We start from the raw sequence: 25,927 nt of genomic DNA, 5'->3' as shown, positions 1-25,927 counted from the left end.
CAGTGTCGGCCGCACACGCCTGGTGGCTAATCCAATTGCCCGGTTAGCCGCTTTTACCCACCCGCATCAACCACCCGCAAGCCCGCCACCGACGCGGCCGGGCAATGCCTGGTCGTCGTCTTCTTCCAGATCGCCCACCTCCTCGCGCAAACCGCCTTGCTGCGGGGTCTGTTCTTCCAGCGGGATTTCGTCTTCATTGGTATCCGGATCGGGCGTGCCGTGTGCCGACAGCCCGGCAATGGCGGTGGTCATCGGACGCGCAGTGCGTGGATTGAGCTGCATGAGGTGACTCCGATCGGTTCGAATGAAGCACCGACCGTGCGCATCGCAGCGCTACCGCACCGTGATCCCGGGCAGGATCGTGCTGACATGCCGTTGACGTCGGCCACACCGCAGTGGCCACGACTATCATGGCCGCATCTTTCCGAGGCCACGTCATGCGCCATCGCATCTGCCTTGCGTTCCTGCTCAGCTGCGGCCTTGCGCACGCAGCCGCGCCCGAGCCTGCCTCACGCCTGGATGCGGTGCTGCAATCCGGCGTGCTGCGGGTCTGCACCACCGGCGACTATCGCCCCTATTCGCTGCTGCGTGCCGACGGGCAGTTCGAGGGCAGCGATATCGCCCTGGCGCAGTCGCTGGCCGGCAGCCTGGGCGCGCGCGTGGCGTTCGTCCGCACCAGCTGGCCGCAACTGATGCCCGACCTGCTCGCCGATCGCTGCGATATCGCGGTTGGCGGCATTTCGGTCACCTTGCAGCGGCAGCGCCAGGCCAATTTCAGCGCGGTGCTGGATGTAGACGGCAAGATTCCGCTGGTGCGCTGCGCCGACCAGGCGCGTTACCGCAGCCTCGCGCAACTCAATCGCCCCGAGGTGCGCGTGATCGAACCGCCCGGCGGCACCAACGAGGCCTTCGCGCGCCAACAATTGCCGCGCGCACACCTGCGCCTGTTCGCCGACAACACCACCATCTTCCAGGAGCTGCTGCAGCAGCGCGCGGACGTGATGATCACCGACGCCTCCGAAGCGCTCCACCAGCAGGCACGCCTGCCCGGCCTGTGCGCAATCGCACCGGAGCAGCCGCTGCAATACGGCGAAAAAGCCTTCCTGCTACCGCGCAACGACCAGGCCTGGAAAGCGTACGTCGACCAGTGGCTGCACCTGAGCAAGGCCAGCGGCGAGTACGCGCGCATCGTTGAAACCTGGCGCGCACCGCGCAAGGAATCCACTGCGCCCCCGTAAAAACCGGGATTGGGGAGTCGGGATTCGGGATTGGCAGAAGCAAGTGACACCAGCGACAACACGCTTTGACGCCGTTACCAATCCCCAATCCCGACTCCCCAATCCCCGCCCTCAAACAATCTTGGTCCGCCGCCACCACCGCGACACCTGCTCCTCGCGGATCAGCGTGAACAGGCCTGCGCCCAGAATCAGTGCGATGCCGACTGCCATCGGCCAGTCCAGGTGGTCGTGGAACAGCAGGTAGCCGAAGGCGATCGCCCACAGCATCTGGCTGTATTGCGTTGGCGCAACCACGCTCACCGGCGCCATGCGCGTGGCATACATCAGGCAGATCGCTGCCAGGCCGGCAAGCAGGCCGTAGCCGGCCAACAGCCCCCACTGATACAGCGTGGGCCAGACGAAGGTCGGCAACATCATGATCCCGCCCATCACCAACGGGCCGATCACCCCGGCACCGTACAAGGTCAGGCGTTTTTCGCTATGCCCGGCCATGCGCAGGGTGATGACCGAAATCGCACCGACCAGGCCGCATACGATCGCGGCCACATGCCCGTGGGTAAGATGGCGAAAGCCCGGGCGCAGCACGATCAACACGCCGATGAAGCCGACGATCACCGCCGACCAGCGCCGCCAGTGCACTTCTTCCTTGAGGAACACCACCGACAGCACGGTGACGAAGATCGGCATCAGGAAGATCAGCGCAAACGCCTCGGCCATCGGCAAGGTGGTGAACGCAATCACCGAGGTCAGGTTGCCGATGGCACCGGTGAGCGCACGCAACAGCCACAGGCTGGGTTGCTTGGCCATTACCAGTTCGCGCAACCGATCGTCCGGCTTCTTCAAAAATGGCACGGCCACAAGCATCAGCAGTGCACCGAGAAACAGCACTTCGTAGACCGGCAGCGTGCCTTCCAGCAGCTTCACGAACGCATCGCTGATCGAATAGGCCGCATAACAGGCAAACCCCAACAACACACCCTTCAGCATTGCCGATCCTCCACGGTTGGCGCCAATCGGACAACATGTCGACGGGGGCAGTGCGCAGTATGCGGTGCGGCGTGCGTCAGAGGAATCGGCGCATGCATCCGGGCACGACGCTGCTGCATCGCCACCAGCACACCGTTGCAGACGACCCGGCGTCTCACGTCGCTGCAGATAAGCGCCGCTGCGCGGCTGCGCCATCGTGCCGGCGGTGCGCTGGATGCGCATGCGCGATGGGGTCGGTTACGATGCCAGTCCATCCCTTGCACCCGCAACGCGCGTGACGCGTGCCCACCCAGACCAGCGACTCGTGCCCCACTACTCCGGCCCCCTACTCATTTCCTCCGATGCCCAGGCGCTGCTTGCCGCGCGCGGCAGTGGTCTGACCCAATGGACCGGCTCGCTGGACCTGGGCCGCAGTACCGGCACCGCGCAGCTGGATGCGCAGACCTGGCAGTGGCGCGGCAGGGGCTACCCGTATCCGGGCAAGTTCAAGGAGCGCACGCTGTACTTCTGGGACGGTGATGATTTCGCCCCGATCTCGCGTTTCAGCGGTGCGCTGATCAAGCTCATTCCCACCGAATGGGGTGCGCCCACCTTCGAGATCGATGGCATCAAGATGCTGCCGTCGGCGCAGCTGTCGCCGTTCGACGATGCGCGCCGCAAGGTGGCGCTGGTCGACCCGCGCGGCAAGATCGTGCTGGATACCTGCGGTGGGCTGGGCTACTTCGCCGCCTGCTGCCTGGAGGCCGGGGTGGCGCAGCTGCACTCGTTCGAAAAGAATGCCGACGTACTGTGGTTGCGCACGCTCAATCCCTGGTCGCCGGACCCGGACGATGCCGCCTACGGCGGACGCCTGCAGCTGACCCACGCCGATATCTCGCAGCACATCACCACGCTGGCAGACGATTCGGTCGATGCCATCCTGCACGACCCGCCGCGCTTCGGCATTGCCGGCGAGCTGTATTCGCAGCTGTTCTACGACCAGCTGGCGCGGGTGTTGCGTCGTGGCGGGCGCCTGTTCCATTACACCGGCGCGCCCAACCGGCTCACCAGCGGGCGCGATGTGCCCAACGAAGTGAGCAAACGCCTGAGCAAGGCCGGCTTCAGCACGCAACTGGCGCTGGATGGTGTGCTGGCAACGCTGCCGGCGCGGCGCTGATTGCAGGATTTTTGCGGCAACTGAAAACACGCGGATCGGTCGCGGCCAGCTGCAGGTCGGCGCTGCACGCCAAGCCGCAATGCAGCAGACAGATGCCGACCCGGGCGCTGGCCGCCTCCGTCTGACTGGAGTGCAGCCGGTGTGCCAGCCACGCCTGACCAGCAAACGGATCTGCGATACTGCAGCGCCCACGACAAGGACGTTGCATGCGCATCCGCTTTCCGACCTGGTTGCTCGCCGCGCTGTTGGTGATGACCGGCGCACACGCGCAGACCGCGCCGCAGACGTCGTCGCCGCCGCAGCCCATGTCCGAAGTCACCACCCGCCATCCGGTGACCACCGCGGTCCTTGCCGGGCGTACGATTCGCCTGGGCGAACACGCCGGCAAGTGCGCAATCCTGCGCGATGACGAAGTGCTCCCGCTGGGCATCGGCGCACCGTGCTACTTCAGCATCAATCGCGAATACGGCGCACAGGTGCACCACTTCCACGGCAGCGACATCGTGCTGGTGCAACACGCCCACACCACCTCTGCGCCGGACTGGGATATCAAGCTGTACGGGGCGATCTGCGCGTTCGAAGCGCAGGCCGTGCGCGAAGTCGATGGCGTGCTGGAACCCGGCAGCGTCGCCACTTCCTGGCACTGTGACCCGACCATGGGAGGCGATCAGAAGCAGTTCGTCTACAGCTATGACACCTGGCCCAAGCGCGAGACGCAGCCGCCATCACGCAAGCAGAAGCAAAAGCAGACACAGCCCTGATGGCCACATGATGCGCAGGCATCGATCGGCGCAAACGGTTGCCACGGCCTTGTGACCCGACGGCTGATCAACACCGTGTACTCAACAGCGGCTTGCCGCACGCCTGCGCAGCCGCGTCGTCGTCGACAGCACGGCACCGCAGTTGCGCATGCTGTGCAACCACCGCGCAGGTCATCGCCTGCCGCGTCGGTACGTCGTCCAGGCAACGTAGGTGAACCAGGCGATGATCGCCAACGGCAAACTGGTCAGCAACGCATCCCAGCAGACGGCGATCCAGAACCGCTGCGGGTCTGCATCCGCGTAGAAGATTCTGGTCGGCCGGCCGCGGATGACGCTGATATAGCGCCCCGTGACGATCGCCTCGAGCACCAGCCACAGCCGCATGCAACAGGCGATCGCCACGACAACGGCTCCCCCGCCGATGATCCATTCCTGGATCCGGGACGCCGCGGGAGCTGGCGCAGGTGGCGGTGATTTGGGCCGCTTCTTTTTCACGCAGGCATCGGTTCGATGGTGGCGGCGCAGTGTACGCGCAGCGCAACCGGCCGAGGCCATCCATCGCACGCATGCAGCACCTGGTGGTCGCGCAACGAGCGCATGACACGCACCTGCCGGCTGCACGCGGCCGCTATACTGATGGCGCAGCGCACTCGCTCAGAGTGAATGGAATGCTCCACGCTGCATTCGTCTCAGGGAAGATGGCCAGCAACAGTGCAACATGGATTGTCCGGGCGCTTCCTTGGGGTTTTTGCCGTCTTCGCCATGCATTGGCAACAACGGCCTCGTACCAAGGATCTTTCGCTTTGAAGACGTTCACCACCTTCCTGCTTGTCTCTCTCAGTCTGCTGCTGGCCTCCTGCGGTGGCGGTACCACCACCGGCGCCTCCAAGCTCTCCTCCAGCGACTACCTGCTACACAACATTTCGGCCTGGAATGGCGCGGTCACCATCATCGACCCGTGGGTATCGGGCGATCGCGGGCAGAGCCTGGTGGCCGATGCCGTCGCGCACAAGCCGCTGGACAGCTACAAGACCGCACTGGGCAGCCAGCGCAAGGCACTGGCCGCCAACGCGCAGGCCAATACCGCCGTGGCCTCGGGCGTGCCCGACAACGCCAAGGACCTGGACGGCAAGCTGTCGGCCTACCTCAAGAGTGCCGACGCAATGATGGCCGCGCTTGAACGCGTGGCCGCCCTGCCCAACGGCTACGGCAATGCCGAGCTGGCGCCGTTGGCCAAGGATCTGGAAACCGTGTCCGCCCAGCTCAACACCGATATGGAAGCGCTGAATACCGCGCAGCGCGCGTACTCCAAGCAGCACAAGATTGCGATGCAGGAAGTCAGCCAGTAAGCAGCGCAGCCGCGATCTCCCCTGCAGGCCGGCATGGTCTGCAGGGTTGATCGCAACACGCCGCTCAGTTGCTCAGACCGAACATCAACGAGCGATGCGTTGCCACGCCGGCCATTGCGCCGCTGGCAACCGCAAACGCGATCGATGCCGCCGGATTGGCCACATCGCCGCAGGCAGCGATACCCGGCACCGAAGTGGCCTGCATGGCATCCACCGCGATATGACGGCCCAGCGGCCCCTCGCTGGTACTGCAGCCCAGCGATGCGACCAAGGCACTGAGCTCGGTCTGGGTGGTGATGAACAGGCCATCCAGCGCGCAGACCTGCCCATCGCGCAACACCAGCTCCAGCACGTCGCCATCGCCTTGCAGCGCCGCCACTGTGCCGCCTACCACGCGCACGCCACGTGCCTGCAATTGCGCGTGCTGCGCCTCGTCCAGCACCACCGCGTCGTTCAAGAACAGCTGTGTTGCACCCCAGTCCGGCAGCATGGCCGCCTGATGCACCGCAAAGGCGGAGGTGGCGAGCACGCCGATGCGTCCCTGGCCCAGTTCATAGCCGTGACAGTACGGGCAGGCGAACACCTGCGTGCCCCAGCGTTCTGCCAGGCCGGCCAGCGGCGGCAGACGATCGACCACCCCCATCGCCAGGACAAGGCGACGCGCGGTATGCGTGGAGCCATCGGCCAGCGTCACCTCGAAGGCTTCCGCCTCGCCGCGTAGCTGTATCACCTGGCCGTCGGCCCATTGCACGCTCGGATAGGCCAGCAGCTGCGCGCGTCCGGTCTCGGCAATCTGCGCAGGTGATGCACCGTCGCGGCTGAGAAACCCGTGCGAGGTGGTGGCAAAGCGATTGCGGCGCTGGCCGCTATCGATCACCAGGACCGCGCGCCGTGCACGCGCCAGCTGCAGCCCGGCCGACAGTCCGGCATAGCTGCCGCCAATGATGATCACGTCGTGCTGCATGTCCGCTCCCGGTTGAAATCCGCTTTATGTACTTTTCGATGTTACATGAAAAGGCCGGCGATTCAACCGCGCTGTGCTGACGTGGTTACCTGCTTGATGGCTGACGGGTTGCGTGTGCGAGCCGAGGGTTGATGCGCTGCCTGCTGTCACGCTCGCCGTGATCGGCGGCGGTTTGCGTCGTCACCTGCAGGAATGCATTGTTTGCCAGTGCGGCGTGGCGGTGCTGCGCGGATGCGCACATACACGCCATGCCGAAAAACGACAGCGTCCTGGCGATCGCGCCTGGCTAAGCGCGCCCTGTCTGCGATCGATGCCAACCAGCTGCCGCAAAGCGCATGCGTACGCGCCGCATGGGACTGCAAGCACAGGCACACCGCGCGTCCGCCATCCCGGCTGCACGCCATGTACAACGGCGTATGCAACAGCTGGTGTGCGTCAGCGCCTGCGTTTGCCTGTCGGCGGACCGGCAGGCAGCGCGGCTGCCGTGCACAGCGCATCGAACTCGTCCGCCAGCGTTGCCAGCGTCACCGTGCCCAGGCGCTGCAGCAACACGGTTTGTGCCTCGGCCAGCGCGTCGGCGATGGCTGCGTTGACCACGCGCTCCACGCCACATTGCGGGTTGGGGTGATCGGCGCCGATCGCAAACAGATGCGGGCCGCCCACTGCACGGTGCACGTCCAGCAATGTCACCTGGGTCAGGTCGCACGCGATATGCCAGCCACCGTTGTGGCCCTTGCTCGACTGCACGTAGCCGGCAGCACGCAAGCCGGCCATGGTCCGACGCACCACCACCGCATTGGTCGACAGCATGCCGGCGATCTGCTCGGAGGTTATCGGCTGCTGGCTTCTGGCCATGTGCAACAGCACATGCAGCATGCGGGAAAGGCGGCTATCGGTTCGCACGCGGTCTCGGTTTGCTCAATCGAAGGAAGGCAACGTGGCTGCGCCACCGCACGATTGTGCCGCAGCCCCGCGCAGATGTCGCAGCCGGCGCCGCGCAGCCGCGCATGCAGCAGTCAAACCACTGCCCATTGATCGCGCCCGGCGGTCTTGGCGGCGTACAGCGCAAGATCGGCCTGCCCCAGCAGCACATCCAGGCCGCTCCCCGCAGTGACGCTCACCGCGCCCATGCAGAAGCGCACCGGCTGATTGGCCGGCAGGCCGGCGATCTCGATCGCGGCCACCGCGTTGCGCAGCCGTGCGAACACCGCCGGAATCTCCTCTGCGCTGCAGCCCGGCAGCACCAGCAGGAACTCTTCGCCGCCCAGCCGGCCCAGCCGATCCTGCGTGCGCAGCGCCAACCTGGAGGCGCTGGCAAGCGCCTTGAGCACGGCATCGCCGGCGGCGTGGCCATGCATGTCGTTGATCAGCTTGAAGTGGTCCAGATCGATCAATGCCAGCATGCACGGGACCTGCGAGCGCACCGCCTGCTCGACCTGTTGCTGCGCCTCGGCGCGAATGGCGCGGCGATTGGGCAGGCCGGTGAGTTCGTCGCGCATCGCCAGCCGCGAGAGTTGCCTTCGGTGGCGCGCACCGAAGGCCAGCACCACCAGCGCGCCCAGCAACAGCAGGCAGGCCGCGCAGAGTGCAATCCACAAGGCGCGTTGACCGGCTTCGCGGGCCTGCAACGCCAGTTGCGCGGTCTCGCTGCGGCGGCGCAACTCGGCGGTTTCCGCGCCACGGCGTGCATCTTCATAACGCGCCTGCAGGCGCAGCATCACGGTGTCGCGCTGGCGATCCAGGCTCTGCGCACGCAGCGTGTTGGCGCGCTGCAGTTCCTGGTAGGCCTCGGCATGCCGCCCCTCCGCTGCCAGTGCCTGGGCAATGGCATCGAGCAGTCGCGCGCGCCGCACCAACGGCAGATTGGGGTCGTCCGCTGCCCTGGCCGCGATGATCTCCATGCCGAGGCTGCCGGACTTGAGCGCGGTCAATGCCCGCAACAACACCGCATGGCAGGCGGCCACGCGGCCGACATTGCCCTGGTGTTGCATCAACGGCAGCGCCTCGCGCGCCATTGCCAGTGCCGCGGTGGCATCGCCGGCGTCGATCAGCACCTCGCTGGCGCTGGTCAATGCCGCGGCCACGCCAGCCTGATCGCCCAGCTCGCGGCTGAGCGCCAGCGCGCGCCTGAAATGCAGCAGCGACGCGTCCGGCTGCTGCGCTGCCAGCGAGGTGCCGTATTCGTATTCGATCAGGCTGCGCTGGAAGCGTGCCGGCTGGCCGCGCAGGCGCGCCAGGGCGCGCTGCAGATAGTCCTCGGCATCGTTGTCTTCCGCCGAACGGCCGCCCACGCGGCTGGCCAGCGAGCCGAGCTGGGTCAAGGCATCCAGCTCCAGGCTCAAGCTGTGCTCGCGCACCGCGCACTGGTAGCTGGCCTGCGCCGCGTTCCAGGCCTCGTCGCTGCTGCCGGAGGCGAGCATGCTCCACATGTCGACCGCTTCGATCTCGCACAGCAGATCGTTGCGCCCCAGCGCGCGCGCCTGCTGACGCAGCGCTTCCAGCCGCGCCAGCATGCCGCGGTTGGGGCTCTCGCGCACATCGCTGAGCGCCTGCACGATCGCCAGCCACAGCTGCGCCTGCGCCGCGTTGCCGCGCACCCGTTCCAGCAGCGCATGCGCCTGGGCCAGGGCTGCCTGGCGGCGCTCGGTCTCTTCCAGCGAAATCAGCGCCCGCGCCTGCGCCAGCGAGGCCCAGAACTGCGCATCGGCGTCGCCATCGCTGCGGGCACGCTCGAACGCAGCCTGGGCGGCCTGCAAGGCGGCCCTGGGGTCGTCGATCGCGGCGGTCTCGATGCTCTTCCACGGCTGCGGCTGCGCCCACAGCGCCGCGCTGAACAGCATTGCAGCCATCCCCACGACCATGCGCCGCCAGCGTGGCGTCGCACTGCTCATCGACACCTCACGGCGACGATGAGTCACACCGCATGGCTGCCGTGCACAAGACACGCCGCCCGGCCCGCATCGGGTTTGCTGGTTGCTGCGGCACTCGAGCTCTCCCATGGTTGGCTGGCGGTGGAATCGGGGCGATATCGGCGTCTGATGGACGCCACTTCGATGCAAAACACGCGGTCATGATGACCGGCGAACACGGCAGGTCATGTGATCGCCACGCTATGCGTCAAGAGCGTTAGCGGCCTGCGTGCAGCGGGCTTGAATCGGCCGGCAGATCGCATGACAGCGGCCTGCGGCCATGCCCCTTGGCAAGCGCTGCGGCCCGGCGGGCGACCCGCGCCGTCGCGGCTGCCGCACATTGCCGCATGCAACCACCCCGCGACAGCCACGTAAACTGCGGCACGGCAGCTGCTGCCGCCCCCCGGATCCTGGAGACGCCGTGACATCCCGCCTGCCCCGCCTGCTCACGCTGCTCGCCGTCGCCTTGCTGTCGGCCTGCGCCACCCAGGCGCCGCGTGCGCCACAGCGCTCCCCGGACGCGGTCAAGGCCGACATCGCCCGGCGCCTGCCGGCCACGCTGGGCGATCGCAACGGCTGGGCCGACGATGTCTACGTGGCGCTGTCCTCGCAGGGCCTGGACACCAGCGCCGAGCACATCTGCGCGGTGCTGGCGGTGACCGAGCAGGAGTCGACCTACCAGGCCAATCCGGTGGTGCCCAATCTCGGCAAGATTTCGCGCGCCGAGATCGACCGCCGTGCCAGCGCGCATCACATTCCCGGCTTCATGGTCGATGCCGCCCTGCGCATCGACTCGCCCGACGGCCGCAGCTATGCCACGCGCATCGCGAGCGCGCGCACCGAGCAGGAGCTGAGCCGCATCTTCGAAGACTTCACCGGCAGCGTGCCGCTGGGGGCGCGCCTGTTCGACGGGCTCAACCCGGTGCATACCGCCGGGCCGATGCAGGTCAGCATCACCTTTGCCGAGCAGCATGCCGAGCGCTACCCGTATCCGCCCGGCGACTCGATCCGCCACGAGGTGTTCAGCCGTCGCGGCGGGCTGTGGTTCGGCACCAGGCACCTGCTCGGGTATCCGGCCAGTTACGACGCACTGCTGTACCGCTTTGCCGACTTCAATGCCGGCTGGTACGCCAGCCGCAATGCCGCCTTCCAGGCGGCGCTGAGCAAGGCCAGCGGCATCGCGCTGACCCTGGACGGCGACCTGTTGACACCGGGTGCCAGCCTGGATGCGCCCGGCGGCACCGAACGCGCCGCACGCGCCCTGGGCAGCCAGCTGGCGATGAGCGACCGGCAGCTACGCCGCGCCCTGGAAGCCGGCAACTCTGCCGATTTCGAAGCCACCGCGCTGTATCGCCAGGTCTTCGCGCTGGCCGAGCGCAGTGCCGGCAAGCCGCTGCCGCGCGCGGTGCTGCCCGGCATCACACTGGAAAGCCCCAAGATCACCCGCACCCTCACCACCGCCTGGTTCGCGCAACGCGTGAACGAGCGCTGGAAGCGCTGCATGGGCAAGTAAGCCACTGGCTTGCCGCGCTGCGAGCACTGCCTGCGCTGCGCACCGCCATCTCATTCCCCGCTCAGGCGACTGGTCAACACATCGCCGACAACAGGGCCATGTTCCACCTTGCCATCGCTACCGCGTTGATAGTTGATGCCGACCCGACACGCGGCAGGGTGCATCTCCCAGACCCAGCCGTACAGGGCGCGCCCGGTGTCTGGCGGCGAGCGCAGCGGCATGTTCATGCGCAGCCCATCGTCCTGGCCTCGGTCCAGTGTGCACATGACGGTGCCGGCGCCGTCGTCTTCAGCGTCGGGGTCGACGTCGTCCACATGGGTGATGGTGGCGATGATCGCTTCGGCAGTCACCCGTTGCTGTAACGCGCGTGGAAGATCGGCAAGCGGGGGCGCAGCGCGTCCACCGGATGGCTCCTCGACAAATGCATCGCCCAACCTCACCTTGCGAAAGTAATACTCGCTGCGGCCCAGCGTTTTCGAGCCATCCATGGCCGTTGCCATGTCTGCCAGCTCGTCGGCGCGCAGCAGGAACATGTCGGTACCCGAGCGCATGACCAACAGCTGCGCATCGTTGGCATCGCTACCACTGGAGTCGCTGCGCAACCGAATATCGAGCGTCACCTGTTCGTCGCCAATCTCGGTATGCGTTACCTCGTAGCGGCCCGCATACGCACGCACATCGGTGCGTGCAAGGCTGCGATGATCGATTTTCCAAAACAGCAGGCGATACTGCCCGTTGGGCTCGATCGCCAGCATGCGATGCCAATCGATGTAAGACGACAGGTACACGCCCTGCAGGTCGCTGCTGCACTGTGGCGCGTTGAAGATGCCCTCGAACATAGAGCGCTGCTCTGCGGGCAATGCCTCGCCATTGGTCGTAGGTGCATCGGCAACGGTTGCAGGGCCGTCGACAGCATCGCGAAGCCGGGTGTGCAGCGCCAACGCATCGACCTTGTCGACTCGCAACATCTGCATCGAAAACATCATCTGATCGATCTCGTAGACCTCGCCCGCAGCCAGTGCGCCGCACTCTTTGCGCGCGGCGGCGAGCAGGGCCGATGGGATCAGGGAGTCGCAGAATTCCGCCTCGCACAGGGACTGATTGAAGAAGTCGTCCAGGTTCCAGGTCAGATCGCCAGTCGCTTTCGAGACCGGATCCAGATAGGCCACGTCTTCGTCGGTGGCGGTCAGCTTGCGGTAGTACAGCAGCGCGCCGAAGGGGGTGAGCGCGATCGGAATACGCCGCACCGCATCGGGTGGCGAGACGATCCAGCGATCCAGCACCGGTTGCCATTGCCGGGGGTCGATCAGCGCGAGTTGCATGTCGCCATAGTGCCCCAGTCCTTTTTGGCGCCAGAGTTCAAGCAGGCTGGCAGGCAGCACCGGCGCATAGGCGGCAATCAGGTCCGCCGGGGCAGGCTGCGTCTTGCACGGCGGGTGTGCCTTGATAAAGGGGGACAGTGCCAAGCGGCGGAACCATGACATCAGACGGCCTCCAGTCAACGTTGCGTGCGTTCAATAAATCCAAATCGTGCCCAATGGCCTGTGTGGACGCCGGGAAGCGTAGTTCATGCCGGGACATTCCCGCAGTCAGTGGTTGGCCGATCACCGGTGTGCGTGCGGTCCACGGGTGTGATCTCCCTCGATGGGCATCGCGCTCGACGAACCTCATCGGTCACGCTGTGGCGGTGCCGGTCCGGCCGATGCGCTTGGCAACCGCTCCATCACAGGCCCGCCCCGCGTCGGCCGCCGAAACGCGTGCGGTCCGCCCCAGTCGACAATGGCGCGAGCACGACTTCTGGCAGAGGCACCCGGCCCTCATGGCCGGTAGCATCGGACGGTCGCACCGACCGCGTTGCGCGCTCCTTTCGTCCCGGAGAGTCTTTCATGCCCACCCCGTTGCTGTTGCGGCAGCTGTTCGCCGCCATCGCCCTGGCCACCCTGCCGGCACTCGCCAGCGCACAGACGCCTGCCGTCACCGAGGCCGACTACGCCCGCGCCGAGCGCCTCACCAGCTATCTGGCGCAACCGTTGGTCGATCACCAAGCCACCCGCATCGACTGGCTGGACGCCACCCACGTGGTCTATGTCGACCACGATGCCAAGGGCAATCAGCTGCTGCAGCTGGACACCGCCACCGGCAAGAGCGCGCCGATCTTCAAGCAGTCTGCGCTGGTCGCCTCGCTCAATACGCTGCTCAAGACCGGCGACAAGCCGCTCAAGGCCGACACCTTCGCCCCAGCGGTCAAGCGTACCGCCGATGGCCGCTACCGCCTCAACGTGCGCGACACCGCCGTGGTCTGCGATGCGCGTGCGCGCTGCAGCAAGCTGTATGCAAAGGACAAGGCCGAACCGGGCGTGCTGTCGCCGGACAAGCGCAGCGAAGCCTTCATTCGCAACTGGAACCTGTGGGTGCGCGATCTCGCCAGCGGCCAGGAGACCCAGCTCACCCGCGACGGCGTGGAAAACTTCGGCTATGCCACCGACAACGCCGGCTGGCAGCACAGCGACAACGCCATCGTTGCGTGGTCGCCGGACTCGCGCAAGATCGCCACCTTCCAGCAGGACCAGCGCAAGACCGGCGACATGTACCTGGTCAGCACCAAGCTCGGGCATCCGGAACTGCAGTCGTGGAAATACCCGCTGGCCGGCGACAAGGACGTGACCATGATCGAGCGCGTGGTCATCGACGTACCCACGCGCAGCGTGCTGCGGCTGAAACTGCCGCCCGACCAGCACCGCTCCACCCTGTGCGATGACGTCAGCTGCTCGCCGGGCCTGTGGGACGATGTGAAGTGGGCGCCGGACGGCAAGACGCTGGCCTTCGTGTCCACCTCGCGCTTCCACAAGCAGGCCTGGTTGCGCATTGCCGATGTCGCCACCGGCGAAGTGCGCACCGCCTTCGACGAAACCGCCAAGACCTATTACGAAAGCGGCCAGGTCGCCGCGAACTGGGCGTACCTGCCCGGCAGCAACGAGGCGGTGTGGTTTTCCGAGCGCAGCGATTGGGGCCAGCTGTATCTCTACGACCTGGCCACCGGCAAGCCCAAGCGCGCGATCACCAGCGGCGAGGGCAACGTGACCGAGTTGCTGCGCGTGGACCCGCTGACGCGCACTGCCTGGTTTGTCGGCGTCGGCCGCAGCCCCGGCGTGGACCCGTACTACCAGCAGCTGTGGAAGGTGAGCCTGGACGGTGGTGAGCCGGAGCTGCTCACGCCAGAAGTCGCCGATCACAGCATTGCGCTGGCGCCCGATGGCGCCCGCTTTGTCGATACCTATTCCACCTCGGTCACGCCACCGGTCACGCTGCTGCGCGATGCCGGCGACGGACGCAAGGTCAGCACCATTGCCACTGCCGACATCAGCCGCCTCAAGGCGGCCGGCTGGGTGCCGCCGGAGCCGATCACGGTCAAGGCGCGCGATGGCAAGACCACGCTGTATGGCCTGATGTTCAAGCCCAGCAACTTCGACCCGGCGCGCAAGTACCCGATCATCGATTACGTCTATCCCGGCCCGCAAACCGGCTCGGTCCGCGGCCGCAGTTTCCTTGCCGGCCATGGCGACAATCAATCGCTGGCGGAGCTGGGCTTCATCGTGGTCGCCATCGACGGCATGGGCACACCGTGGCGCTCCAAGACCTTCCACGACACCTGGTACGCCAACATGGGCGACAACACCCTGCCCGACCAGGTGGCCGGCCTCAAGGAACTGGGCCAGCGCTATCCGTGGATCGACCTGGGCCGCGTCGGTATCTGGGGCCACTCCGGCGGCGGCAATGCATCCACCGCCGCGATGCTGCGCTACCCGGACTTCTTCAAGGTGGCCTGGTCGGAAAGCGGCAACCACGACAACCGCGGCTACGAGGACGACTGGGCCGAGAAGTATCACGGCGAGCACATCGTCAACAAGGACGGCAGCTCCAACTACGACGACCAGGCCAACGCCACCCACGCCAGCAAACTCAAGGGCAAGCTGATGCTGGTGCACGGCACCCTGGACGACAACGTGCCGCCGTATCTCACCCTGCTGGTGGCCGATGCCCTGATCAAGGCCAACAAGACCTTCGACATGCTGATGCTGCCCAATGCCAAGCACGGCTATGGCGAGCTCACCCCGTATGTCAGCCGCCGCCGTTGGGACTACTTCGTGCAACACCTGCTCGGTGCCACGCCGCCGACCGACTACCAGATGAAGCCGATGCCCAAGAACTGAGCGATGTGCACGGCACCTCTCCTTAGAACGCCAATGCAGCAGCGTGCAGACAACGAACCGCCACACGCGCCGCTCGTTGTGGCGCCAGCCGTACGTACTGGCGCTGTACGCTTCCACAGCGCTGGAACCTGCTGATGACGACTGCGCTGTGCACCGGTAAGCGGAACATCGCTGGCCGCTGACGCGCTTCAGATGGCGGGCTGACGGAAGAGTGTGGACATCCACACGCCTCCGCCAGCCCGGCCACATGCTCACCAGTCCATGGCGACTCGATGCACGTGGCTCGGCAATGCAGCCACCTCATCCAACCATGCAATGCCAATCGTCAGGCAGTGGCGGGGTCGGGAATCGTCGCGGTGGCGGGCGTTGCCTGGTTGTACTTGATCGAGGCGATTGTATTGCACAGTCCCACCAAGGTCTGCCAATCCTGGTTGGCGGAATTCAGATTGGACTGAAGCTGCGGCAGGTTCAAATTGGTGACGTTTCCGTTGCAGTTGGTCAAGTCCGTCACCACGGTATTCAACTCGGACTCAAGCTCTTGCCAGACCTGCAACACCAGGGAAATCTGCGTGCTGGCCGCTTGCGAAAGCGCGATCAATCCATTGACCTGGTCATTCAGCACCGCCAGGCTCGCCGCCTGCTGGGTCACAGCATTCATATTGCTGTTGTCGGCCTCTACCTGGCTCTTCAACGCCTGAATCTTGTTCGATGCGATGACCATCGTCGTGATCAGTGCTGCTGCGGCGACGATCCCGAATGCCAAGCCGATCCCGAACGAGAAAATTGCAATCACCGCACCAGTAAAGAAGGCGACACCTGCAGCAATCGCAGATGCCGTCTCGACGGTTTGCCAATGGCTGATTTCCGACTGCAGCGACGCGATATCGGCCTTGAACGCAGCGATCTTGGCCTGATCCACCTCCTGCTCCTTGGTCGAGTCAACGACTGCCTGCGCCAGCACTGCCGCATCGGAGGTCAGGTTATTGCTGAATGTGGTGATGGACTGCTGGACAGTCACCGCGCTCTGCGTATAAGACGTGATTTGGGAGATCATGCTGCCGAACTGAGACTTCAGCGCAGCAATCGCAGCGGCATTGGTCGGATCGTTCTGCAGCACCGCCACCAGGGAATTGATGGTGGACATGCTGACATTGAAGGAAATGCCATAGCCCGCAATCGAGTTGGGGATACTGACGAGATTGGTCGCAATCGGATACCAGCCATTGGCGTGAATCTGTGCATCGCTGAACGCTGTCTGGAACGTGCTGTACCACGTGGGCGAAGGCGAGATCGTCGGCAACTGCGTGTTGCCGATGCCCAAGACATAGGCCATGACCGCATTATTGGCATTGAATGCGTTTGCAAGTTGCTGATCGATGGGCAACGGATCGTTGGAGACGGCAGCCAATACACGCGAGGTACCGATCGCACTCGCGATGCTGGTCACCTGCGGGGCCGAACTCAGAGCAAAGGGAAAAAACGGCTTCTTCTGCGCTTGCATGGATCGTCTCCTGATGCTGTCAACCAATGAATCGAGGAATGTCACCGCCAGATCCGGACCGCTGGTTCTCGGATCCAGACGTTCTGTTTACGTCACCTGCGTGTGGTCCCATGGATCCGTTCGCCTTGGGTCCATGCCGGATTGCGACCACCGATGCCCGAACCCGGACGCGTTGGACGCTCCATCAACGCTTGCCATTGAACACAGCGACTGCCGGCCTGCTGCCACAACGGAACAGCACCGATGATCGATGCTCTCGAGAACGCTGCCGTGCTATCTGCGAAAGCACCGAGTGCCCGAGAACCCCAGCATCCCCGAACCGATGCGCACCGACCCGTCGATTTGTCTCAGACGGCACATCGTCCGGCAGGTGCATGCTCTACCACGCCGATCGCCAGTGGCGTCCACAAACAGCGGATGCGTTGGTCGATCGCCTCCACTGCAATGGCGATCACGCCGCATCGGGGTTCGCCCCGGCGCGGTCAGCCGGCAGTTCGCGTCGGCACACCCAACAGGCCGATACGCCGGAACCACATTTCCAGCGGCACCGTCACCAGTGGCGGCAACGCGGCCAGCAGGCTCAGCGCCCACGCCCACCACGGCCAGCGCAGGCGCAGCGCGGCAAGCACGCTGACCGCCACATAGAGCAGGAAGGCCGCGCCATGCAGGCGCCCGAACAGCCACACCACAAGCTCGGTGGTGTGCGTGCCGTACTTGAGCAACATGCCGAGCAACAACCCGGCCCAGGTCAGCCCCTCGATAAAGGCGGCCACCGCAAACAGCCGACCGATCGGCGACAACGCAGAAGAAGCACGCATGCAACACTCCAGACGGACAGGGATTGCCGCGACGCGATGGCGGCGGCGACGCCCGCTGGCAGTTGCATTCTACAGAGCGCGTCGCGCATCGGCAGCCGGCCTGCGTTCCTGGCGATAATGGTGGCCCTTGCACCACCTGCCGGCCTCCCATGCGCACCCTCTTCTTGCTCGCCGTGCTTGCACTGGCGCTACTGCCCACCACCTCCATCGCCGTACAGCTGCAGGACGGCGACTTGCTGTTCGTCACCGCCGCCCGCACCGGCCTGAGCGGTGCCATCGACGATGCCACCGCCAGGCAGGATGCCCCCAGCTTCGATCATGTGGCACTGCTCGCCCATGACGCTACCGGACAGGTGCTGCTGCACGCAGACGAACAAGGCTCGCGGCAGCAGCCGCTGCAGGCATTCGTCGAAGAAGCCAACGCCAAGCATCGACAGATCCATGTGTACCGGCTGACGGAAGAACAGCGCAATGCGATCCCCGGCGCCATCGCGCAGGCACGGCGCATGCTTGGCAAGCCTTATAACCAGACCTACGTGCAGGACGACAACAGCTACTACTGCTCGGACTTCATCGAACGCGCGTTCCGCGCCCAACACGTGTTCGCCCTGCAACCGATGAACTTCAAGAACCTGCAGACCGGCAAGGTCTCGCAGTACTGGACCGACTTTTACCGCAGCAAGGGCATGGACGTGCCGCAAGGCCTGCCTGGCACCAACCCGAACGATATGGCGGCCGCTCCCGTGCTGGCGTATGTCGGCCGTTTGAATTGATGCGCGGGAATGCCGCGCGTGGTCAGGAGAGAATGGTGAACAAGGCATTGCCGGCAGGGCTGCTCGCCTTGTCACTGGTTGGCTGCATCAATGCACCACCCGCACCGCAGGAAAAGGCGGCTGTGCCGCAGCAAGCACCGGCACCTGCCAAAGCGGCCATGGCCACCGCGCTAGCTGGGCAACGCGGCGAAGGCCGGCCGTACGAGATTGTCGACAGCCAGGTTTGGGATGTCCCGGATCCGGCATCAGGCCGCCGCTATCAGGTCGTTGTCGGCTTGCCGGCCGGCTACGCCGACCACCCGGAGCGTCGCTATCCGGTTCTTTACGTCACCGATAGCGACTATGCGTTCCCCGTGGTGCGGCAGATCGCGCGCCGCTTGAACGGCGACGGGCCGGCAATCGAGGACTTCATCCTGGTCGGGCTGTCCTACGCGGTGGGCGACGAGCCAATGCCCAGCCGGCGGCGCGATTACACCCCGACGCTGGAAAATGGCGACACCGCACCGCCCAATGCAACCCACGGTGGCAGTGCGGCCTACGCGTCCTACCTGCGCCAGCAGGTGCTGCCCTTCATTGCCGGCCGCTACCGAACCGACGAAGGCAGGCGCCTGTTTCTCGGGCATTCCTACGGTGGCCTGCTCGGCACCCAGATCCTGTTGAGCACACCGCAGATGTTTTCCGGCTATCTGCTTGGCAGCCCCTCGTATTGGTACGGCGAGCACGCCACGGCCGCGCAGGAAAAGCGCTTCGCTGCGGTACACACCGATGCACCGGCGCGGGTCTACATGTACGTCGGCGAGTACGAGCAGGTGCGCTACAACAAGCAGTACGACATGGTGATCGACGCCAGGAACCTGGTGCAGACGCTGCGCGCGAGACAGTATCCGTCGCTGCGGCTGGAGCTGGAGGTGCTCAACGACGAAGATCACCTGAGTGTCGCGCCGCGCGGCATCACCCATGGGCTGAAGTTCCTGTTGGGCACCAAGGCACCCTGAGTGCAATGCCGCGCGCCTGATTGCGCGGCGCAAGCCGATACATCCCCGGCAGCGCACCGCAAGCACACCCAGTGCCGTGCGGGCGCCGCCAATGCACGGCATGCACAAGCTCTTGCCAACGCCCATACATGCGCCGTCCTAGTGTGTGCACATCCATACAGCGTGCCGCACGCAGCGCATTCCGCCTGCGATTGTTGAGCACATGCAGAGGTGTACATGGCTTTGATTCATTCCATCCTGATGGGCGCCGTCGCCGGCATGCGCTCGATGACGCCGCTGGCGGCGGTCACCAATGCTGCGCGTACCGGCAAGCTTCCTGCCGACAACGGCGCACCGCCGCTGCTGGCCAATCCGCTGGCATCGGCCGGCATGCTCGCGCTTGCCGGCGGCGAGCTGGCAGGCGACAAGATGAAAACCGCGCCCGACCGCATCGTGCTGCCCGGCATGATCGCGCGCATCGCCACCGGCGTGATCGTCGGCGCGGCCCTGGCTCCCCGCCATCAGCGCGGCGTCGCCGCACTGATGGGCGCGTCCACCGCAGTGGCGGCCGCCTATCTCACCTTCAACCTGCGCATGCGTGCGATCGAACGCTACGGCCAGACCAGTACCGGCGTGGTCGAAGACGCGATCACGGTGGGCGCGGCGACGTTGATCATGCGCGATGCGGCCAAGCATTAGCGCGACGTCCCTCACCTAAGTCTGTCGCCAACCGCAACCACAGGGCGCGCTATGGCGACGGCTGCTCCACCGTCGCCATAGCGAAGCAATAACACGGTGCGCGATTGCGCTGCGGCAGTCGCAGCAGCGCAGGGATCACAGCCTACGCAGGCCGGTAGATCGCGCAGAGCTTGTTGCCGTCCGGGTCGCGCACGTAGGCCAGCCAGACCGGCCCCATGCGGCTTTCACGCACGCCCGGCGGATCTTCGATGGACATGCCACCTGCCGCCACCGCAGCGTCGTGGAAGGCCTGCACCTGCTCGGGCGAGCCGCAGCTGAAGCCCACGGTGGCGCCGTTGCCGTTGGTCGCGGGCGCATCGTTGATCGGCTCGCTGACAACGAAAGTACTGCCGGCGTGGCGATAGAACAGGCGCACATGGCCCGAGCCGGCAGGGTTGACCAGTGGTTCAGCGGCACCGAGGACGCCGCCGAGCACCGCATCGTAAAACTGCCTGGACCGCGCAATATCGTTCGATCCCACCATCACATGATTCAGCACGCATCACTCCTGTTCGTATCGAAGGCGCACAGCTTAGGGCAGCACGTGGATATCCGGCAGCATTCGGCGAACAGCTGCATCAGCCGCCACGCCCGTGCAGCGCCTGCAGATCCAGCACCGGCCCCAGCGGCACGATGCCGGTGGGGTTGATCATGTCGTGACTCTGGTAGTAATGGTGCTTGATGTGCTGGAAATTCACCGTGTCTGCGATACCCGGCATCTGATACAGCTCACGCAGGTAGCCGGACAACTGCGGATAGTCGGCAATGCGCCGCAGGTTGCACTTGAAATGGCCGACATACACCGCGTCGAAACGCACCAGCGTGGTGAACAGCCGCCAGTCCGCTTCGGTGAGCCGGTCGCCGCACAGGTAGCGCTGCTGGCCAAGGCGCGCATCGAGCCAATCCAGGCTCTCGAATAGCGGCACCACCGCCTCTTCGTACGCAGCTTGCGTGGTGGCAAAGCCCGCCTTGTACACGCCATTGTTGACGGTGTCGTACACCCGCGCATTGATCGCATCGATCTGCTCGCGCAGCGGCGCCGGATAGAAATCGCCGGGCGCAGCACCAACCGCGTCGAAGGCGCTATTGAACATGCGAATGATGTCGGCCGACTCGTTGCTGACCACCGTGTTGCGCTCGCGATCCCATAGCACCGGCACGGTCACGCGCCCGGAATACTGCGGATCCGCCTTTAGATAGACCTCGTACAGATGCTGCGCCTGGTGGAGCGCATCGCCCACCACGCCCGGCCCTGGCGCAAACGTCCAGCCCTGCTTGCCCATCAGCCAGTGCACCACCGACACGTCGATCATCGACTCCAGACCTTTCAGGCGCCGGAAGATCAATGTGCGATGCGCCCACGGGCAGGCCAGCGACACATACAGGTGATAGCGCCCGGGAGCGGCCTGAAAGCCACCGTCCCCATGCGGGCCGGGGCTGCCATCGCGCGTCACCCAATTGCGGAACTGCGATTGCGAGCGCTCGAAACGCCCACCGCTCTTGTCGGTGTCGTACCAACTGTCCTGCCACTTGCCATCGACCAATAGGCCCATTTAGCTCTCCTTCTGCAACGTTGAAGGATCACCGTAGCGCAGACGATTTGGAGGCAGCGCGATGGTCGGGCGTTTCATCGGCAAACACAGCGTTGCAGTGGGCCTGCACGCCCTATGAGCAACAGACGCAGATCGGCCCACAACGCAGGGCGAAATTTCGCCGAGGTCGACAATATACCAAAAGTAAGTTACTAATGGTAATTAAATCCCACCGAACCAATCCATGCACACCCTGATCGTCGTTGCACACCCGGACACCCAATCATTGACCCACGCGGTCGTCGCCCGCCTCGCCGATGGGCTCGCCACCACGAAGGCCGGACACTCGGTCGAAATTGCCGATCTGGCGGCGGAAGGGTTCGACCCGCGCTTCACCGCAGCGGACATCGCCTTGTTCCAGAAAAAGGCGCCGGCACCGGCAGACGTCGCCGCCGAACACACGCGGCTCGATCGGGCCGACGCCCTGGTGTTGGTCTACCCGATTTATTGGTGGTCGTTTCCTGCTTTGCTCAAAGGCTGGATCGACCGTGTGTTCACCAACGGCTGGGCCTATGCAGAATCGGAAAACGGCAACGTGGTGAAAAAACTACAGCGCCTGCAGATCCACCTGGTGGCTGTGGGCGGTGCGGACGCAGGTACCTTCGCTCGCCATGGCTACGACCAGGCCATGCAGACGCAGATCGCCCACGGCATCTTCGATTACTGCGGCGCACCGGTCGCAACATCGCAGTTTCTGCTTGCCTCCGATCCTGGCTTTCCGGCAGCGCATCTGGAGACCGCGTGGGCGATTGGCCGTAAGCTGTTTGCCGACCACCGCCCAAGCGCCCCAGAGTCTCGATGAGTCCACCGCCCGATATATCGCCACGCCGCCGCCTGCCCAGGGAAGAACGCACGCGTCAGCTTCTGGCCAAGGCATGGCAACTGATCGGCGAGGAAGGCACCGATGCCCTGACGCTGGGCAGGCTGGCCGACGCGGCCGGCGTGACCAAGCCGGTGGTGTACGACCACTTCGGTACCCGCAACGGGCTGTTGGCCGCGCTTTACCAGGATTACGACGCGCGCCAGACGGCAATCTTCGACGCCGCCGTCGAGGCCGCTGCGGCGACCCTGCAGGACAAGGCCCGCGTGATCGCCACCAGCTACGTCAACTGCGTGCTGACCCAGGGACGCGAGATCTCCGGCGTCGTCGCCGCCCTCACCGGCTCCCCGGAACTGGCCGCCGTCAAGAAACAATACCAACACGCCTTCATCGCAAAGTGCGCAGCGCTGCTGGCGCCTTTTTGCGCATCATCCGGCATTTCGTCCGCCAGCCTATGGGCCATGCTCGGCGCTGCCGACGCACTCTCCGACGCCGCCGTTGCCGACGATCTCAGCGAAGCGCAGGCGCAGCACGAACTGCAGGCGATCATTCTGGGCATGGTCGAGCGAAACGGTTAACCCGGCAAGGCAACAAGGAAGTTGCCGGTCACTTGAGCCATCATTGGACAGCTGGACTGACCTGCGTGTCATTCCAGAACGCGCGACGCATTGCAACGTCCCAGAGCTATCTTCGGCTGACCGAAGCGAACGCAATGATCACTGGCTGTTGAAGCCCAAGACATGCAACGGCAAGGCAACACATGTTGCCTTGCCGAAATTTGGCGACACACGCTACTTGGCAATCACCGACGTGCCGGAAGGCACCATGTAGCAGGCCTGCGCCTTCTTGCAGGCATCGGCATTGAGCTCGGCGATCTGGCTGGCCAGGTACTGCTCGGGCGTCAGGCCCATGCGGTTGCGGTATGCATTGTCGGCATCGGCCTTGGCGACCTGTTCCTGCTCGCGTTGCCGCTCTGCGGTCGTCGCCTCGACCAGCGTCTTGACACGCTGTTGCTGCGCAGCGGTGAGGTTCATCTGCTGCAACACGTCCGGATTGGGGCGCGCGCGTCCGAGCGTGATGTTCTGGATCTGGATCGGCAAGCCTTGTTGCTTGACCAGCGCGCTGACGTTCTGGGTGACCGAATCGTCGATTTTCCTGGCGGTATCCGGGTCGCTCATCATCTTGGTCATGTCATAGCGCTTGACCTGATCGCGCACGATGGACGCGTACTGGCTGGCGACATTGTTCTTGAACCAGTCCTGCCCAAACCCGGACAGCAGCAAGGCCGGGGCGGTGATCCGGTACTGGATCTGGGTCGAGAAGTCCAACAGGATATTGTCGCTGGAGGAGAAATCGTCGAAGGCCACCTGCACGGTTTGAGGGGTGACATCCACATACGACGCAGAGGTGGTCAACCAGGTGTACGTGCGCCCGGGATCACGCACATCGTCCAGGCGGATGCCACCCTTGCCGAAGAACAGCGGTTTATCCACCAGCACGGCTTGTTGCCCCGGATCGGGCGAGACCACCGTACACGCACAGAGCAAGCCGGCCAGCCCGAAAGCCAGCATGGAATTCTTCATCAATGTCCCCTTGAATGGATGGGCGTGAAGCCCCTCCGGTATGGGGAAAGATTATCCAATCCGAAACGCGATCGCACCCCGGCCTCCCGCATGACGGGCGGCAACACGCCGCTGCATGCAAACACGTACACACAAACCTTCCAGCCGCGTGCTGAGAGCTGAACCTGGCGCACGCCCTGCGCGGCGATTGGATGCATCCCCGGCAGCGACGCCCGCACCGTCGCAACCCATCCAGCCCTGTCATTGGCGCGCGCACCCAAGGATCGGCGAAAATAGCTGCGGTCCGGGCGCTCCGGCCTGCGGCGGCGGCGGTCCAGGCCAGCGTGGCCGCTGGCCGCCATCCATCGCGTCCACCGCGCCGCCCGCTGCATGCGCTCCGCCTTCTGTCGCTCTTTTTTCGGATCCATCTTGAACACCAACGCCCCACCCCCGCCCGCCGACGACCTGCCCCTGACCGACCGCCTGCGCGCGGCGCTGGACCTGCTGGAGGCCATCGAGGCCGACCGCAGCGTGCTCGACACGCTGCCCGAGGCCGACCGCGTGCGACTGCACCAGGTGGTGGCCAGGGTGTATCACCCCGAGCCCAAGGCGCGGCGGCAGCTGCTCAAGCAGCGCGAGCGCGAGCGGCATCAGGAGAAGGTGCGCAAGGCCGAAGCGCTGCTCGAGCAGCGCGGCATCCGCGCGCTGCGGCGCAAACCGGTGTTCAGCACGCCCAACTTCTTCCCGCCGCATGCCGCCGGCCTGCACGATGCGCACAACGGCCAGAATGCCACTGCCGCACCGGAGCCCACGCATTCGCCGGAGTTGCGCCACTGCTACGTCTGCAAGCAGAAGTTCACCCAGCTGCATCATTTCTATGACCAGATGTGCCCGGCCTGCGCCGAGCTGAACTACTTCAAGCGCACCGAAACTGCCGACCTGCGCGGACGCGTGGCGCTGCTGACCGGCGGACGGGTCAAGATCGGCTATCAGGCCGGTTTGAAGCTGCTGCGCGCCGGCGCGGAACTGATCGTCACCACGCGGTTTCCGCGCGATTCGGCTGCGCGCTATGCGCAGGAGCCGGACTTCAGCGAATGGGGCCATCGCCTGCAGGTGTTCGGCCTGGATCTGCGCCACACCCCCAGCGTAGAAGCGTTCTGCAGCCAGCTGCTGGCCACCCGCGACCGGCTGGACTTCATCATCAACAACGCCTGCCAGACGGTGCGCCGCCCGCCGCAGTTCTACGCGCACATGATGGCCGGCGAGACCGCCGCGCTGCATGAGTTGCCGGAAACCGTACGCAACTTGGTCGGCCATTACGAGGGCCTGCGCACGCCCGAACTGCTGCGCGATGCCTCGGCAATGGCGCTGCCGGCGGTGCATGGCCGCGGCCTGGACGGCGCCGACGGTCTCACCCGCGCCGCCGAGTTGTCGCAGGTGGCGTTGCTGGACGACGAACTGGTCGGCCAGCAGCACCTGTTCCCGGATGGACGCCTGGATCAGGACCTGCAGCAGGTGGATCTGCGCGGGCGCAACTCCTGGCGCCTGCTGATGGACGAAGTGCCCTCGGTGGAACTGCTGGAAACCCAGCTGGTCAACGCCATCGCCCCCTTCATCATCAACGCGCGGCTGAAGCCGCTGATGCTGCGCACGCCCGAGCGCGACAAGCACATCGTCAACGTCTCGGCGATGGAAGGGCAGTTCTACCGCAACTTCAAGACCACCCGGCATCCGCATACCAACATGGCCAAGGCCGCGTTGAACATGATGACGCGTACCTCGGCGGCCGATTACCAGAACGACGGCATCCACATGAACAGCGTCGACACCGGCTGGGTCACCGACGAGGATCCGGCGGACATCGCCGCGCTCAAGGTTCAGCAGGAACGCTTCCACCCGCCGCTGGACATCGTCGACGGCGCCGCGCGCATCGTCGACCCCATCATCCACGGCGCCAACACCGGCGAGCATGTGTGGGGGCAGTTCCTCAAGGACTATGCGCCGACGGATTGGTAAGGGCTTTCAGTCGCCAGGTGCCTGCACGGCGCCTGCTGCGAATGT

The 25,927-nt window shown here is 65.2% G+C and carries 24 protein-coding genes; 12 read left to right on the top strand and 12 right to left on the bottom strand.

Annotation, left to right across the window (positions count from 1 at the left end; translation table 11 throughout):
• Nucleotides 1-66 precede the first annotated feature (66 nt).
• A complete protein-coding gene (locus tag AC1PLA_RS03500) occupies nucleotides 67-282 on the bottom strand; it encodes a hypothetical protein (RefSeq protein ID WP_024937810.1) in 216 nt (71 codons plus the stop codon).
• 155 nt (nucleotides 283-437) lie between these two features.
• On the opposite strand from AC1PLA_RS03500, the gene AC1PLA_RS03495 reads away from it, so the two are divergent.
• The gene (locus AC1PLA_RS03495) at nucleotides 438-1,238 is read left to right on the top strand and encodes a transporter substrate-binding domain-containing protein (RefSeq protein ID WP_126967298.1); all 801 of its coding nucleotides are present in this window, start codon (nucleotides 438-440) and stop codon (nucleotides 1,236-1,238) included.
• A gap of 111 nt (nucleotides 1,239-1,349) precedes the next feature.
• Here AC1PLA_RS03495 and AC1PLA_RS03490 read toward each other — a convergent pair whose 3' ends face one another.
• Entirely contained in the window at nucleotides 1,350-2,225 is an 876-nt protein-coding gene (locus AC1PLA_RS03490; RefSeq protein WP_016902964.1) for a DMT family transporter, read from the bottom strand.
• 214 nt (nucleotides 2,226-2,439) lie between these two features.
• Here AC1PLA_RS03490 and AC1PLA_RS03485 point away from each other — a divergent pair, with 214 nt between their 5' ends.
• Both AC1PLA_RS03485 and AC1PLA_RS03480 read left to right on the top strand, forming a co-directional pair.
• Complete coding sequence (locus AC1PLA_RS03485; RefSeq protein WP_374151339.1) at nucleotides 2,440-3,381, top strand: class I SAM-dependent methyltransferase; 942 nt, start codon at nucleotides 2,440-2,442, stop codon at nucleotides 3,379-3,381.
• A gap of 206 nt (nucleotides 3,382-3,587) precedes the next feature.
• On the top strand, nucleotides 3,588-4,142 hold the full coding sequence (locus AC1PLA_RS03480) for a hypothetical protein (RefSeq protein WP_349779699.1): 555 nt from the start codon (nucleotides 3,588-3,590) through the stop codon (nucleotides 4,140-4,142).
• Nucleotides 4,143-4,313: 171 nt separating this feature from the next.
• Here AC1PLA_RS03480 and AC1PLA_RS03475 read toward each other — a convergent pair whose 3' ends face one another.
• Nucleotides 4,314-4,637 carry a hypothetical protein gene (locus AC1PLA_RS03475; protein ID WP_349779700.1) on the bottom strand — a complete coding sequence of 108 codons (324 nt, stop codon included), beginning with the start codon at nucleotides 4,635-4,637 and terminating at the stop codon, nucleotides 4,314-4,316.
• A gap of 308 nt (nucleotides 4,638-4,945) precedes the next feature.
• Between AC1PLA_RS03475 and AC1PLA_RS03470 the strand changes: the two genes are divergently transcribed.
• On the top strand, nucleotides 4,946-5,491 hold the full coding sequence (locus AC1PLA_RS03470) for a hypothetical protein (protein WP_039523297.1): 546 nt from the start codon (nucleotides 4,946-4,948) through the stop codon (nucleotides 5,489-5,491).
• A 64-nt stretch (nucleotides 5,492-5,555) separates the two neighbouring features.
• On the opposite strand, the gene AC1PLA_RS03465 is transcribed toward AC1PLA_RS03470, so the two are convergent.
• The 3 genes from AC1PLA_RS03465 to AC1PLA_RS03455 form a co-directional block, all read right to left on the bottom strand.
• Nucleotides 5,556-6,455 (bottom strand): NAD(P)/FAD-dependent oxidoreductase, encoded by a 900-nt coding sequence (locus AC1PLA_RS03465; RefSeq protein ID WP_349779701.1) that lies wholly within the window; start codon nucleotides 6,453-6,455, stop codon nucleotides 5,556-5,558.
• A 435-nt stretch (nucleotides 6,456-6,890) separates the two neighbouring features.
• Entirely contained in the window at nucleotides 6,891-7,331 is a 441-nt protein-coding gene (locus tag AC1PLA_RS03460; protein WP_221235764.1) for an Rrf2 family transcriptional regulator, read from the bottom strand.
• Between the two features lie 140 nt (nucleotides 7,332-7,471).
• Entirely contained in the window at nucleotides 7,472-9,346 is a 1,875-nt protein-coding gene (locus AC1PLA_RS03455; RefSeq protein WP_349779702.1) for a GGDEF domain-containing protein, read from the bottom strand.
• Between the two features lie 439 nt (nucleotides 9,347-9,785).
• Between AC1PLA_RS03455 and AC1PLA_RS03450 the strand changes: the two genes are divergently transcribed.
• Complete coding sequence (locus AC1PLA_RS03450; RefSeq protein ID WP_349779703.1) at nucleotides 9,786-10,877, top strand: DUF1615 domain-containing protein; 1,092 nt, start codon at nucleotides 9,786-9,788, stop codon at nucleotides 10,875-10,877.
• A gap of 50 nt (nucleotides 10,878-10,927) precedes the next feature.
• On the opposite strand, the gene AC1PLA_RS03445 is transcribed toward AC1PLA_RS03450, so the two are convergent.
• Nucleotides 10,928-12,361, bottom strand: coding sequence for a GAD-like domain-containing protein (locus AC1PLA_RS03445; RefSeq protein ID WP_349779704.1), 1,434 nt, complete (start codon nucleotides 12,359-12,361; stop codon nucleotides 10,928-10,930).
• Nucleotides 12,362-12,763: 402 nt separating this feature from the next.
• Here AC1PLA_RS03445 and AC1PLA_RS03440 point away from each other — a divergent pair, with 402 nt between their 5' ends.
• The gene (locus tag AC1PLA_RS03440; RefSeq protein WP_349779705.1) at nucleotides 12,764-15,088 is read left to right on the top strand and encodes a S9 family peptidase; all 2,325 of its coding nucleotides are present in this window, start codon (nucleotides 12,764-12,766) and stop codon (nucleotides 15,086-15,088) included.
• A gap of 325 nt (nucleotides 15,089-15,413) precedes the next feature.
• On the opposite strand, the gene AC1PLA_RS03435 is transcribed toward AC1PLA_RS03440, so the two are convergent.
• Together AC1PLA_RS03435 and AC1PLA_RS03430 are read right to left on the bottom strand one after the other, a co-directional pair.
• Nucleotides 15,414-16,589 carry an HBL/NHE enterotoxin family protein gene (locus AC1PLA_RS03435; RefSeq protein ID WP_102254894.1) on the bottom strand — a complete coding sequence of 392 codons (1,176 nt, stop codon included), beginning with the start codon at nucleotides 16,587-16,589 and terminating at the stop codon, nucleotides 15,414-15,416.
• A 482-nt stretch (nucleotides 16,590-17,071) separates the two neighbouring features.
• Entirely contained in the window at nucleotides 17,072-17,407 is a 336-nt protein-coding gene (locus AC1PLA_RS03430) for a DUF3817 domain-containing protein (protein ID WP_349779706.1), read from the bottom strand.
• 149 nt (nucleotides 17,408-17,556) lie between these two features.
• On the opposite strand from AC1PLA_RS03430, the gene AC1PLA_RS03425 reads away from it, so the two are divergent.
• The 3 genes from AC1PLA_RS03425 (at nucleotide 17,557) to AC1PLA_RS03415 (ending at nucleotide 19,853) form a co-directional block, all read left to right on the top strand.
• On the top strand, nucleotides 17,557-18,180 hold the full coding sequence (locus AC1PLA_RS03425; RefSeq protein WP_349779707.1) for a YiiX/YebB-like N1pC/P60 family cysteine hydrolase: 624 nt from the start codon (nucleotides 17,557-17,559) through the stop codon (nucleotides 18,178-18,180).
• 35 nt (nucleotides 18,181-18,215) lie between these two features.
• Nucleotides 18,216-19,175: an alpha/beta hydrolase gene (locus tag AC1PLA_RS03420; protein WP_374151338.1), complete on the top strand. Its 960-nt coding sequence runs from the start codon at nucleotides 18,216-18,218 to the stop codon at nucleotides 19,173-19,175.
• A gap of 216 nt (nucleotides 19,176-19,391) precedes the next feature.
• Nucleotides 19,392-19,853 carry a DUF4126 domain-containing protein gene (locus AC1PLA_RS03415; RefSeq protein WP_349779708.1) on the top strand — a complete coding sequence of 154 codons (462 nt, stop codon included), beginning with the start codon at nucleotides 19,392-19,394 and terminating at the stop codon, nucleotides 19,851-19,853.
• 142 nt (nucleotides 19,854-19,995) lie between these two features.
• On the opposite strand, the gene AC1PLA_RS03410 is transcribed toward AC1PLA_RS03415, so the two are convergent.
• Both AC1PLA_RS03410 and AC1PLA_RS03405 read right to left on the bottom strand, forming a co-directional pair.
• Complete coding sequence (locus AC1PLA_RS03410; protein WP_126967290.1) at nucleotides 19,996-20,391, bottom strand: VOC family protein; 396 nt, start codon at nucleotides 20,389-20,391, stop codon at nucleotides 19,996-19,998.
• A gap of 79 nt (nucleotides 20,392-20,470) precedes the next feature.
• Nucleotides 20,471-21,445: a glutathione S-transferase family protein gene (locus AC1PLA_RS03405; protein WP_167704827.1), complete on the bottom strand. Its 975-nt coding sequence runs from the start codon at nucleotides 21,443-21,445 to the stop codon at nucleotides 20,471-20,473.
• A gap of 223 nt (nucleotides 21,446-21,668) precedes the next feature.
• On the opposite strand from AC1PLA_RS03405, the gene AC1PLA_RS03400 reads away from it, so the two are divergent.
• Nucleotides 21,669-22,286 carry an NAD(P)H-dependent oxidoreductase gene (locus AC1PLA_RS03400; RefSeq protein ID WP_065046146.1) on the top strand — a complete coding sequence of 206 codons (618 nt, stop codon included), beginning with the start codon at nucleotides 21,669-21,671 and terminating at the stop codon, nucleotides 22,284-22,286.
• Nucleotides 22,283-22,882: a TetR/AcrR family transcriptional regulator gene (locus tag AC1PLA_RS03395; protein ID WP_126967288.1), complete on the top strand. Its 600-nt coding sequence runs from the start codon at nucleotides 22,283-22,285 to the stop codon at nucleotides 22,880-22,882. The genes AC1PLA_RS03400 and AC1PLA_RS03395 overlap by 4 nt, the downstream gene beginning before the upstream one ends.
• Before the next feature lie 213 nt (nucleotides 22,883-23,095).
• Here the strand turns inward: AC1PLA_RS03395 and AC1PLA_RS03390 are convergent, their stop codons facing one another.
• The gene (locus tag AC1PLA_RS03390; RefSeq protein ID WP_047129562.1) at nucleotides 23,096-23,875 is read right to left on the bottom strand and encodes an SPFH domain-containing protein; all 780 of its coding nucleotides are present in this window, start codon (nucleotides 23,873-23,875) and stop codon (nucleotides 23,096-23,098) included.
• Between the two features lie 420 nt (nucleotides 23,876-24,295).
• Here AC1PLA_RS03390 and AC1PLA_RS03385 point away from each other — a divergent pair, with 420 nt between their 5' ends.
• Complete coding sequence (locus AC1PLA_RS03385; protein WP_039523264.1) at nucleotides 24,296-25,882, top strand: SDR family NAD(P)-dependent oxidoreductase; 1,587 nt, start codon at nucleotides 24,296-24,298, stop codon at nucleotides 25,880-25,882.
• The last annotated feature ends 45 nt before the right edge of the window (nucleotides 25,883-25,927 follow it).

It is taken from the genome of Xanthomonas sp. NCPPB 1826 (genome assembly GCF_056725285.1).
Note: the sequence above shows the minus strand (reverse complement) of the source record. Positions and strands in the feature narration are given on the sequence as shown.